We start from the raw sequence: 11,186 nt of genomic DNA, 5'->3' as shown, positions 1-11,186 counted from the left end.
CCACGCCACACCACACAGTGAGGATTGCCCATGACGTTTTCCCTGGTCGCGCGGGACGGGGCCACCGGCGCGTTCGGTGCCGTCGTCACCTCGTCGAGCCCCGCGGTCGCCGCGCGATGTGCGCACGTCCGCAGCGGCGTGGGGGCCGCCGCATCGCAGAACGTCACCAACCCGGCCCTCGGGCCGCGTCTGCTGCACCTGCTGGAGGAAGGGGTCGAGCCGCGGCACGCGATCGCGGCGGCCGTCGCGTCGGACGAGTACAGCGGCTACCGCCAGTTGACGGTGGTGGACGCCCGGGGCCGGACGGCGGCGTACTCCGGCGACGGCACCCTGGGCACCCACAGGACCGTGGAAGGCGACGGTGTGGTCGCGGCCGGGAATCTGCTGTCCGATCCGGGGGTGGTGGACGCCATGCTGGCCGCCTACGAGCGTTCCGACGGCGCCGAGTTCGAGGACCGGCTGCTGGCCGGACTGCTCGCGGGCCGGGATGCCGGGGGCGAGGAGGGACCGGAGCACTCGGCGGGGATCGTCGTGGTGTACGAGGTGAGCTGGCCGGTCACCGATCTGCGCGTCGACTGGGCGGACGACGACCCGATGGGCGAACTGGAACAGCTGTGGAGGCGGTGGGCGACGATGAAGCGCGACTACCTCTCCCGGGCACTGCGCCCCGCCGACGCACCGAGCTACGGGGTGCCGGGCGACGCGTGACGGGCGGAGGCGACGCGTGACGGGCGGCGGGCACGTATGTCGGTGCGGCCACGGACGACAGGCCCTAGGGTGGGCCGATGGCGTCTATCAGGCAGGTCCAAGTCACCTTCGACTGCGCGGAACCCGAGCGCGTCGCCCGTTTCTGGTGCGAGGTGCTGGGGTACGTCGTACCGCCGCCCCCGGAGGGGTTCGCCACGTGGGACGACTTCGACCGCTCGCTGCCGCCCGAGCGTCAGGGCGCCGCGTTCGCCTGCGGTGATCCCTCTGGGGTGGGCCCGCGGCTGTTCTTCCAGCGCGTCCCCGAAGGCAAGGTCGTCAAGAACCGGGTGCACCTCGACGTACGCGTCGGCACCGGGCTCGTGGGCGACGAGCGCGTCGCCGCGCTGGAGGCCGAGTGCGCACGGCTGGTCCCGCTCGGCGCGGTACGGGTGCGACTGCTGCGTGCCGATGGCTTCGACGAGTCGTGCCTGTTGATGCAGGACGTCGAGGGCAACGAGTTCTGTCTCGACTGACGGGGTCTTGATCGCCGCTGGGCCTGCTGATTGGCTGGCCGTGTGACCGACCTCGGACCCGTCGCCTGGCCGCCTGCCCCGATACGGACGGACAGGCTCGTGCTCCGTGCGCCCGAGGCCCGGGACCGTGCGGCGTTCATCGAACTGCTGGCCTCACCGGAGGTGGGCACCTACCTCGGTGGCCCCAGGCCGCGTGACGAGCTCGAACGCGAGATGCCCGCGGGGCCCGAGCGGCGCCCCGGCATCTTCACTGCCGATCTCGACGGAGCCGCGATCGGCCAGGTCATTCTCAGGAGAGCAGCGGGAGACCACACTCCGGCAGCCGCTGCCGGGAAGGCCGAACTCGGCTACCAGTTCCTGCCGCAGGCGTGGGGATTCGGCTACGCCACCGAGGCGTGCACAGCGGCACTCGACTGGCTCGCGGGCGAGCTTCCCGGCGAGCCGGTGGTGCTCTTCACCCAGACCGCCAACGCCCGCTCGATGCGCCTGGCGGCGAAGCTGGGGTTCACCGAGGCGGAGCGGTTCGAAGCGTACGGCGCTGAGCAGTGGCTCGGCAGGCGGCCGCCGGTCGCCCCGTCCGGCTGAGCGCACGCGGCCCGCACGGGAGGCTCCGACCGGGAAGTACCGGGGATTACCACGTCCGGGCAAAGAATTCATATGCGGACCCGGAAACAGACAGGGCCCGGTCCTTTCCTTTTTAGGCATGGCTTACCTTACTGTCTATGACTTGGGCTGATGCGTTCCCCAATCTCCTGATCGGATTGCGGGAGGGACTGGAAGCAGGGCTGGTGATCAGCATCCTGCTGGCCGCGCTGCGCCGTACCGGGGGCGAGGGACGCCGGGTGTCCTCCGCCCCGGTGTGGCTGGGCGTGGTCGGAGCGGTCGCCGTCTCCGCGAGCTTCGCCACGATCCTGACCTTCTCCGTCGACGTCCTCTCCAGCAGCGGCCAGGAGATGCTGGGCGGCTTGCTCAGCGTCTTCACGGTGGTCCTCGTCACCGGCATGGTCTTCTGGATGCGGAAGACCGCGGCGAGTCTGTCCGGGGAACTGCGCTCCAAGGTGGCGGCCGCCACCCAGCTGGGCGCCGGCGCCCTCGCCGCCACGGCGTTCCTCGCGGTGGGCCGCGAAGGGCTCGAAACCACCCTGTTCCTGTGGACGGCGGCCAAAGCCTCCGGCGAGACGGTGTCCCCGCTGATCGGCGCCGGGCTGGGGCTGGCCCTCGCCTCCCTGGCGTGCTGGCTGCTGTTCCGCCGGGCGATCCGCATCAACCTGGGCGTCTTCTTCTCGCGTACGGCTCTGGCCCTCCTGGTGATCACCGCGGGAGTACTGGCGTACGGACTCGGCGAACTCCAGAACGCCGGCCTGCTGCCCGGACACACCTGGCTCGCGTTCGACGTCAGCGGGACCGTTCCGACCAGCTCCTGGTGGGCGACGCTCATCACCGGTGTGACCGAGCTGACCACACGGATGACCGTGCTCCAAGTCGTGGCGTGGGCGGTGTACCTGGGCGTGACCGTCATCCTGTTCGTCCGCGCCGCCCGTACGCCTGCGCCTGCGCCTGCCTCGGCACCTCAGCCTGCGGCAGAGGCAGGGGCAGGGGCAGGGGCAGAGGCAGCCGGAAGCAGCGCTGCCGGTTCCGCGGCGCGGGACACCCGGCCGGGCATCCTGGCCGGACGCAGTCCCTGGACGGTCGGCGCTGTCATCGTGGTCGTACCGGCTCTCGTGGCCACGGCGGTGGTCGTGTTCCTGCCCTCCGGCGGCAGTACGACGGCCGGCACGCAGGTCGACGTCACCGCGTCCGGGTGCGCGACCGGGTGGACGTCCGGGCACGCGGGCGCGCAGACCTTCCAGGTGGTCAACAAGTCGGGGCGGGCCGGCGAGATCAACCTGGACAACGCATCGGGCGCCATAGTCGCCGAGATAGAGACGCTGGGCCCGGCGACCACCGGGACGATGGCCGCCACGCTCGGCGCGGGTGAGTACACCTTCAAGTGCCTGATATCCGGCCGCGGCACCACGAGCTCCAAGACCGTCACCATCAGCGCCGCTTCGGGGTCCGGCTCGGGGGCCAAGGCCCCGGTCGCCGTCAAGCGCGTGTCCGTGGCCGACCTCAAGCCGGCGACGGCCCAGTACCGGGCCTACGTGGCGCCCCAACTCGCCACCCTCGGCCGTACGGTCACCGCCCTCCGGGGCGACATCGCCCATCACCACCTGGACACCGCCCGCAAGGACTGGCTGTCCGCCCAGCTCACCTGGGACAAGGTCGGCGCCGCCTACGGCAGCTTCGGGGACCTCGGGGACGCCATCGACGGACTGCCGCAGGGCCTGCCCGGCGGCGTACACGACAAGGACTTCACCGGTCTGCACCGCCTGGAGTACGGCCTGTGGCACGGAGCGGGCACCGGCGACCTGCTGCCCGTGGCCGACCGGCTGCGGACCGACGTCGCGACCCTGCGCCACAAGCTGCCGCAGGTGACGGTCGACCCCACCGACCTTCCGCTGCGTTCCCACGAGATCCTGGAGGACGCCCTGCGGGACCGGCTGACCGGCGCGGCCGACCAGGGTTCCGGCGCCATGTACGCGGAGACCGAGGCCGATGTGGCGGGGACCCGGGTGGTACTCGACGAACTGGCGCCCCTCATCCGCGCACGCTCGCCCAAGCTGCTGCCCACGGCGGCCAGCCAGCTCGACTCCCTGGACACGGCACTGCGGGCGACCCGGAAACACGGCGGCTGGGAGCCCTTCAAGGACGTCCCGCTGACCCAGCGCCAGCAGGTGGACGCCCGTATCGGCAGCGTCCTGGAGACCCTGGCCTCGGTACCCGACCTGCTTGAGGTGCCACTCTCCCGCTGACGGCGACGCCCGGTACGGACACGTCGTCCGCACCGGGCTCACGCCGCGCCCCGCCCCGCCCGGCCCGACCAACCAGACCCGGCCGCCCGATCCGACCGACCCGACCAGACCAGACCCCGCCTGACCACCCAGACCAGACCTGACCAACCCGATCTGACCAGACCTGACCAACCCGATCTGGCCAGACCAGACCAGACCAGACCTGGCCGCCCCGATCCGACCGACCCGATTACCAAGGAGATCTGCCATGGGCGTCAGCCGACGCGCGTTCATACAGGGCGGTGCCGCGGGCGCCGCCGGCACCGCCCTGACCGGCGGGCTCCTCGCCGCGGGGGCCCGAGCCGACGCGAGCAGCGGCGGCGACACCACCCACGAGGCGTCGTCCTACCCCTTCCACGGGACCCACCAGTCGGGCATTCTCACCCCAGGCCCGCCGCACCAGCAGCGGTTCTCCGCCTTCGCCGCGTTCGACGTGACGGCGGCCAAGCGGGCCGATCTGGCCGACCTCATGCACACCCTGACCGAACGGGGCCGCTTCCTCGCCTCCGGCGGCACCCCGCCCGACCTGGGCGTCAGCCAGCCGCCGTCGGACAGCGACGTGCTGGGCCCCGACATCCCCGCCGACGGCCTCACCCTCACCCTGGCCGTAGGGTCAAGCCTCTTCGACGACCGGTACGGGCTGTCGCATCTGAAGCCGCTGCACCTGACACCGATGCGGACCTTCCCCAACGACGCGCCCGAGGCCCGCTGGAGCCACGGCGACCTGCTCGTACAGCTGTGCGCGAACCACCCCGACACCCTCCACCACGCCATCCGCGACCTGGCCAAGCACACCCGCGGGGGCATGCAGCTGCGCTGGAAGATGGAGGGGTACGGTTCGCCCCCGCGCCCCTCGGGCACCCCGCGCAATCTGCTCGGGTTCAAGGACGGCACCGCGAACCCCACCCACAGGACGGCTCAGGACCTGGTGTGGGTGGACGACCCGGCCGAGCCGGCCTGGACACACGGCGGCACCTACCAGGTGGTCCGGCTGATCCGCATGCTCGTGGAGTTCTGGGACCGGGTGTCCATCAACGAGCAGGAGATGATGTTCGGCCGCCGCCGGGACAGCGGCGCTCCGCTGGACGGCAACGCGGAGACCGACACCCCCGACTACGCGAAGGACCCCGAGGGCAAGGTCATCCCGCTGGACTCGCACATCCGCCTGGCCAACCCGCGTACCCACGCCACCGGCAACCAGCGCCTCCTGCGCCGCTCGTACAACTACGACCTCGGCATGGACGAGAACGGCAACCTGCAGTGCGGGCACATCTTCGCCTGCTACCAGCAGGACCTGCACCGCCAGTTCGAGAAGGTCCAGCAGCGCCTGATCGACGAACCCCTCGTGGACTACGTCCAGCCGTTCGGCGGCGGCTACTTCTTCGCCCTCCCCGGAGTCACCGACTCCAGGGACTGGTTCGGGCGCCGGATCCTCAGCTGACCGGGCTCTCATCCGCTGGGCTCGGGGGTCTCCCGTGCTTCGCGTATCACGAGGCTGTCCCGCGGGGCTGCGGGAAGTCGGTGGAGAGAGTGACCTCTTCCCAGGTGCCGAGGTCGCGGTCGACAGCTTCGCGTCCGGCGCGTACCAGGCGCAGGGCGTCGGAGCCGAGGACCAGATGGGCGGGCGGGCCGGGTGTGCCGAGCACGCGCAGGAGTGCGGCGGCCGCGCGGGCCGGGTTGCCGGGCTGCCGCCCGTCGGCCATCCGGCGGGCTGCGCGGATGGGTTCGAAGACGTCGTCGTAATCGGGGATGGTGCGCGGTGCGCGGATCATCGAGCGTCCGGCCCAGTCGGTACGGAAGGAGCCCGGCTCGACGGCGGTGACATGGATGCCGAAGGCGGCGACCTCCTTGCCGATGGCTTCGAGGATGCCTTCGAGTGCGTATTTGCTGCCGCAGTAGGCGGAGACGCCGGGGAAGCCGACCAGGCCGCCCATGGAGGTGACGGCAAGGATGTGCCCGCGGCGTCGTTGGCGCATGAAGGGCAGGACGGCCTGGATGGTGGCAGCGGCGCCGAAGACATTGACGTCGAACTGGGCGCGCAGGTCGGCCAGGGAGGTCTCCTCGAAGGTCCCTTCCAGGCCGTAGCCGGCGTTCGCGATCAGCACGTCGATGGGGCCGACGGCTTCCTCCACCTCGCCGGTCACGGCGAACACGGCTGCGTCATCGGTCACGTCGAGGACGCGGGCGTGGGCGCGTTCAGGATGGAGGGCGGTGAAGGCAGCCGCGTCGGCGCCGTTGCGGACGGTCCCCACGACGGTGTGGCCGGCCTCCAGGGCGGCGCCGGCGAAGGCCCGCCCGAGGCCGCCGCTGACGCCGGTGATCAGCAGGGTCTTGGCTGTGTGTGTCATGCCTGGTCCTCCTTGTGCAGGACGAGATGCCCGTGAAGGGAGCACCCCGTCGCGGGTGTCCTCGGGCCAGCCTGTGCCGCGCCGGAAGCGGGAGCCAGGACAGGCTCTGCCGGGGTACGGCGCACCCAGGCACACCACCAGGAAGCGGCTTAGCCTTGGCTGGGTGACCAGCAACGAGCTCGGAGATTTCCTGCGCGCCCACCGTGCACGCCTGCAGCCGGACGACGTCGGCCTCGCCTCCTACGGCGCGCGCCGGGTGGCGGGGCTGCGGCGGGAGGAGGTCGCCGTCCTGGCCGGGATGAACAGCGACTACTACGCCCGGCTTGAACAGGGCCGCGAGCGCGGCCCGTCCCCGCAGATCCTCGACGCGATCAGCTCCGCCCTGCGCATGGACGACGCCGCACGGGAGCATCTGTACCGGCTGGCCGGCGCGGTACGGGACGACAGCCAGGACCTGCCGAGGGAAACGGTCGGTACACCCCTGAAGCAGCTCCTCGACGGCTACACGAACGCCCCGGCGTTCGTCCTGAACCCGGCGAAGGACTTTCTGGCGGCCAACGCCCTGGCCGAAGCGCTGTTCTCCCCGTTCGATGCGGTGGACAACCTCGCCCGTATGACGTTCCTGGACCCGGCGGCACGGGGATTCTTCACCCGGTGGGACAGTTCGGCCGAGGCGGTCGTCGCCGGTCTCCGCCACGCCACGGGACCGGGCCCCCACTACCCGCGTCTGTACGAGCTGATCGACTTCCTGACCGGGGCGAGCGAGGACTTCGCGGCGCTCTGGGCCTCACACACCGTCTACGGAAAGACCCAGGACGCCAAGGAACTCGCCCATCCCGATGTCGGGCCCCTCTCGCTCACCTACCAGTCCTTCGACGTCCGCGGAGCGCCGGGACAGCTGCTGGTGATCTACCACGCGGAGCCGGGCAGCGCCGATGCCCGGGCGCTCGCCCTGCTCGGAAGCCTGCACGCCACCCGCCGCCGGCAGTCAGCCCGGGAACGGTAGTGCCGGTACGTCCCCGCTCCGGGCACTCGATGGACTGCGCGCCCCGGGCACTCGACGATCTGTGCGCCCCGGGACCCGATGGTCCGTGCGCCCCGGGACCCGGTCCGCGGGGCGCACCGGGTGTCAGTTCCCCGTGGTCGGCACCTCGGGCGCGAGCGAGTTGCCCGCGGGGATCCGGCCGCAGTCCGACGGAGCCGTCTTGCCGGCGAACCTGTCGTTGAGCCAGCCCAGCGCGGCCGGCGCCCACGGTACGGCGGCGCCGACGTGGCTGAGCAGGTCGTACTGCTGGTACTTGATCGAAGTGTTGCCCTTGTCGCAGTACTGCCGGGCCAGCGCGCGTACGTCTCCCGCGACCATGACCCCGTCGCCCCTGCCGATGCCCGGGAGGTTGCTTGTGGTGCCCTCCAGGACGCCCCCGCTGCCCTGCGCGATGAGGCCGGGGGCGTCGGGGGTGGGGGCAGAGCCGAGGTTGAGCTTGTTCACCGCCTCGACGAAGGGGGGCACCGAATTCGGGTCCGCGTACTGCGGCTTCACCATCTTCTGCCACGTCAGTCCCGGGTACTGGCCCAGGGCGTTGATGATCGACACGTGCTCCAGCTTCTTGAACACCTGCGTGCCGTAGTCGTTCAGATAGGGCGCGAAGTCGATGTCGTAGGAGCGTGCGGCGCCGATGACGGCCATGGGCGCGACACCGGCCCAGAGTGAACTGCCGCTGATGTACTTGAGGTTGTGCGCCGGGTCGACGAGCAGCCCGCCTTCGGCGAAGCCCACAAGACGCTTGTCGACGTCCGGCGCGTAGCTCGGCGCGAGCGCGGCCGCCCAGTGGGTGGCGATGGCTCCGCCCGAGTAACCGGCCAGACCGACCCGGGTGCGGGCGTTCAGACCGGTCTCCGGGGACCGGCTCGCGGCCCGGATCGAGTCCAGCGTGTTCGTTCCGTACTCCGGTCCGGCCGCGAAGTCGGCGGTCTGGCCCTCGCTGTCGGGTATGACGACGTTGTAGCCCGCCAGCAGCAGCGGCACCATGAGGAGGGACTCACCGTTCGCGATCAGGCCACCGAGGGAGACATCGCCCGCGATCGCGCGGGACGGTGAGTCCGCGGGGTTGAGGGAGTCGTAGAACGACTGGTACGACACGGCCTTGCTGCCATCGCCGTTGGGGCTGCGTACGACCGAGGTCACCCCGGCGGACGGGCGCCCCTGGGCATCGACGGTGCGGAACAGCAGCTGGACCGCTGTGACCGGCGTCGGGATGCCGACGATGTGGTACTGCAGGGTCCGCGTCTTGAGCACGGCGCCCGGTGCGTACGACGACAGGGGCTCGCTGCCGTCGTAGGTGTAGAACGAATCTCCCGCCGCGGCCGCCGACGAGGCGGACGTGGCGGGCGTGGCGGAAGGGGCGGCCACAGCCGTGGCGGCTGGAACGGCGGTGACGGTCAGAGCGGCGACGACTGCGGTTGCCAGCTTCCCGATGGCGATGCGGTGCATGGTTCCCTCGGATTCGTTTCATGGATCACAGGGATGACAGACGCGTGTTACCTAGCGGTAACAGCGCGCAAATTACCAGCAGGTAAGAAGCTTGAACAGAGTCGCGGCACGGTCCGCCGGCCTCGCGGGCGCGGACGGTCGCGGGGCCGTACGTCACGAGGAGGCGAGGCGGCGCGGAGGCGAGGCGGCGCGGAGGCGGGCCCGGGCCGAGGGGATCGCTCCGCGCGGTCCGGCCATCCTCACAGCCCAGTCAAGGCATCCCGGCCTGAGGGCCGTCCGGTGCGAGCTGCGTCCGCACACCGCGCGGCACCCGCACCCCGTGACGGCGCAGGTCGCCGATGAACCGTGCGACGAGCGGATCCGGTTCCGCGGACGTCACCGCTGCCAACTGCCTGACCCAGCGCGGCGAGAACGACCGCACCGCTCCCGGAAAGCCGTGGCTGACCGCGCTCACCGGGCACACGGCGATTCCCGGACCGGCAGCCGCGAGCTGTGGTACCGCCGCGGTCACCGATGTCCTCATCACCGTCTCCGGGTGGACTCCGGCGCGGGCGAAGGACTGGTCGAGCCAGACACTGAGGCGGACAAGGCCGTGGCCGAGCTCGGATACGCGCCCGTTGTCTCACACGCCGCCGGTCTGGACGCTGTCCGGAACTCCGTGGCCGTCGGCCGCGCACCAGGCGCGTCGCGCGAGTCACGCGCATAAAACGTCATCCCCCGTTCCTCAACAGGCATATGTCAGCGTTCACTTGGGAGCGGGCACCACATGAAGATCGTCACGATCGGACGAGGGATGATCGGCGGAGGACTGCCCGGCCTGTGGCGGGCCAGTCCTCCGCCAGTCCTCCGCCGGCCACGAGGTCGGAGAACTCGGCCGTAACGGCGGGGACGCATCGGACGCGGACGCGGTCCTGGTCGCGGTACCCCGGCGTGTTCTACCGGTTCGCCGTTCCCGGCGAACTCTGAACGAACCGGTCGGGCGGAGGCGGCAGCGGCAGCGGCAGCGGCGATGGCAGCAGCAGCCGGGGCAGCGGCAGACCGTCGAGCGAACCCGGTCCCTTCAGTCCCCAGGTGCTGATCCCCCGTCGGCGCCGCCCACGGCCGGGCCCGATGCCCGGAACGTACGCCGGTACGCCGACGGGGCGACGCCCGCCTGCGCCGCGAGGTGCCGCCGCAGCGAGGTGGCGGTGGCGAAGCCGACCTCGTGGGCGACCCGTTCCACCGGCAGGTCGCTGGACTCCAGCAGGTGCCGCGCCTGGCGCAGCCGCTGCTGGGTCAGCCAGCGGCCGGGGCTCAGACCGGTCTCCTCCCGGAAGCGCCGGGCGAACGTACGGGTGCTCATCGCCGCGTGCGCGGCCAGCTCGTCCAGCGGCAGGGGCAGTTCCAGCCGCTGCAGGGCCCAGTCGCGGGTCGGCCCGGTGCCGGTCCCGTCGGCCGGCGGCAGAGGCCGCTCGATGTACTGTGCCTGCCCGCCGTCCCGGTACGGCGGCACGACGCAGCAGCGGGCGACACGGTTGGCCACCTCGCTGCCGTGGTCCTGACGCACCAGATGGAGGCAGACGTCGACGCCGCTCGCCGCCCCCGCGGAGGTCAGCACGTCACCGTGGTCGACGAAGAGCACACCGGCGTCGAACTCGACCCGAGGGAACAGCTCCTGGAAGTGGTCGGTGAGCGCCCAGTGGGTGGTGGCCCGGCGCCCGTCCAGGAGCCCGGCGGCGGCCAGCAGGAAGGCACCGGTGCAGATGGACACCAGACGGGTGCCGGGGCGGACACGGGCAAGGGCGGCGAGGGCCTGTGGGTCCGGGGCCGCGGCCCGGGAGACCGCGTACGGAGGGATGACCACGGTGTCCGCATCGGCCAGCACCTCCGGGCCGTGCCCGGGGGTGACGGTCAGGTCCGAGTCGGTACGCACGGGCCGCCCGTCCACACTCGCGGACAGCACCTCGTAGCGGCCGTCGGCGGATCCCAGGACCCGGTGCGGGATGCCGAGTTCGAAGGGGTAGACGCCGTCGAGGGCGAGGACGACGACCTTGTGGGCGCCGGGCCGCGGGTCCGGGCGCATCCAGCGGTCAGGTCCGGCCGCGCGGTCGGCGAGGACGCGGGCCCGGGAGGGCGCGGCGGACGCGGTGCGAGCAGCCGGAGTGCCGGAGGCACCGGGAACGCCGCGGGCGGCGGGGTAGACGGACATGGCCAGAATGTATCGGAAGATGACCTTCTTGCCATCGCCCCGAGCCTC

9 protein-coding genes and 1 pseudogene are annotated in these 11,186 nt (G+C 71.6%); 6 read left to right on the top strand and 4 right to left on the bottom strand.

Going from position 1 to position 11,186, the window contains the following annotated elements; genetic code table 11:
• Positions 1-30: 30 nt before the first annotated feature.
• The 5 genes from G3I19_RS01975 to efeB all read left to right on the top strand — a co-directional run bounded on the left by G3I19_RS01975 (position 31) and on the right by efeB (position 5,552).
• Positions 31-708 carry a DUF1028 domain-containing protein gene (locus G3I19_RS01975; RefSeq protein WP_164258754.1) on the top strand — a complete coding sequence of 226 codons (678 nt, stop codon included), beginning with the start codon at positions 31-33 and terminating at the stop codon, positions 706-708.
• A 77-nt stretch (positions 709-785) separates the two neighbouring features.
• Complete coding sequence (locus tag G3I19_RS01970; RefSeq protein WP_164258752.1) at positions 786-1,220, top strand: VOC family protein; 435 nt, start codon at positions 786-788, stop codon at positions 1,218-1,220.
• Positions 1,221-1,262: 42 nt separating this feature from the next.
• On the top strand, positions 1,263-1,805 hold the full coding sequence (locus G3I19_RS01965; RefSeq protein ID WP_164258750.1) for a GNAT family N-acetyltransferase: 543 nt from the start codon (positions 1,263-1,265) through the stop codon (positions 1,803-1,805).
• A 137-nt stretch (positions 1,806-1,942) separates the two neighbouring features.
• Positions 1,943-4,072: an iron uptake transporter permease EfeU gene (efeU, locus tag G3I19_RS01960; RefSeq protein ID WP_164258748.1), complete on the top strand. Its 2,130-nt coding sequence runs from the start codon at positions 1,943-1,945 to the stop codon at positions 4,070-4,072.
• A gap of 247 nt (positions 4,073-4,319) precedes the next feature.
• Positions 4,320-5,552, top strand: a complete 1,233-nt coding sequence (gene efeB, locus G3I19_RS01955; protein ID WP_164258746.1) for an iron uptake transporter deferrochelatase/peroxidase subunit — start codon at positions 4,320-4,322, stop codon at positions 5,550-5,552.
• A gap of 46 nt (positions 5,553-5,598) precedes the next feature.
• Here efeB and G3I19_RS01950 read toward each other — a convergent pair whose 3' ends face one another.
• Complete coding sequence (locus G3I19_RS01950; RefSeq protein WP_164258744.1) at positions 5,599-6,459, bottom strand: oxidoreductase; 861 nt, start codon at positions 6,457-6,459, stop codon at positions 5,599-5,601.
• Between the two features lie 163 nt (positions 6,460-6,622).
• Between G3I19_RS01950 and G3I19_RS01945 the strand changes: the two genes are divergently transcribed.
• A complete protein-coding gene (locus tag G3I19_RS01945; protein ID WP_164258742.1) occupies positions 6,623-7,465 on the top strand; it encodes a helix-turn-helix transcriptional regulator in 843 nt (280 codons plus the stop codon).
• 123 nt (positions 7,466-7,588) lie between these two features.
• Here the strand turns inward: G3I19_RS01945 and G3I19_RS01940 are convergent, their stop codons facing one another.
• The 3 genes and pseudogenes from G3I19_RS01940 to G3I19_RS01930 form a co-directional block, all read right to left on the bottom strand.
• The gene (locus tag G3I19_RS01940) at positions 7,589-8,950 is read right to left on the bottom strand and encodes a lipase family protein (protein ID WP_164258740.1); all 1,362 of its coding nucleotides are present in this window, start codon (positions 8,948-8,950) and stop codon (positions 7,589-7,591) included.
• A 250-nt stretch (positions 8,951-9,200) separates the two neighbouring features.
• Positions 9,201-9,509: pseudogene (locus tag G3I19_RS01935) on the bottom strand (LysR substrate-binding domain-containing protein); the annotation flags it as partial.
• 501 nt (positions 9,510-10,010) lie between these two features.
• Positions 10,011-11,012 carry a helix-turn-helix domain-containing protein gene (locus G3I19_RS01930; protein WP_164258796.1) on the bottom strand — a complete coding sequence of 334 codons (1,002 nt, stop codon included), beginning with the start codon at positions 11,010-11,012 and terminating at the stop codon, positions 10,011-10,013.
• Positions 11,013-11,186: the final 174 nt, after the last annotated feature.

The organism is Streptomyces sp. SID10853 (assembly GCF_010548145.1).
GTDB lineage: Bacteria > Actinomycetota > Actinomycetes > Streptomycetales > Streptomycetaceae > Streptomyces.
This window is presented reverse-complemented; position numbering and strand designations above follow the sequence as displayed.

Excerpts from the sequence above, each read along its gene's own strand:
- efeU (WP_164258748.1), top strand. The coding sequence starts at position 1,943 with ATGACTTGGGCTGATGCGTTCCCCAATCTCCTGATCGGATTGCGGGAG.
- efeB (WP_164258746.1), top strand. The coding sequence starts at position 4,320 with ATGGGCGTCAGCCGACGCGCGTTCATACAGGGCGGTGCCGCGGGCGCC.
- G3I19_RS01950 (WP_164258744.1), bottom strand. The coding sequence starts at position 6,459 with ATGACACACACAGCCAAGACCCTGCTGATCACCGGCGTCAGCGGCGGC.
- G3I19_RS01940 (WP_164258740.1), bottom strand. The coding sequence starts at position 8,950 with ATGCACCGCATCGCCATCGGGAAGCTGGCAACCGCAGTCGTCGCCGCT.
- G3I19_RS01975 (WP_164258754.1), top strand. The coding sequence starts at position 31 with ATGACGTTTTCCCTGGTCGCGCGGGACGGGGCCACCGGCGCGTTCGGT.
- G3I19_RS01970 (WP_164258752.1), top strand. The coding sequence starts at position 786 with ATGGCGTCTATCAGGCAGGTCCAAGTCACCTTCGACTGCGCGGAACCC.
- G3I19_RS01930 (WP_164258796.1), bottom strand. The coding sequence starts at position 11,012 with ATGCGCCCGGACCCGCGGCCCGGCGCCCACAAGGTCGTCGTCCTCGCC.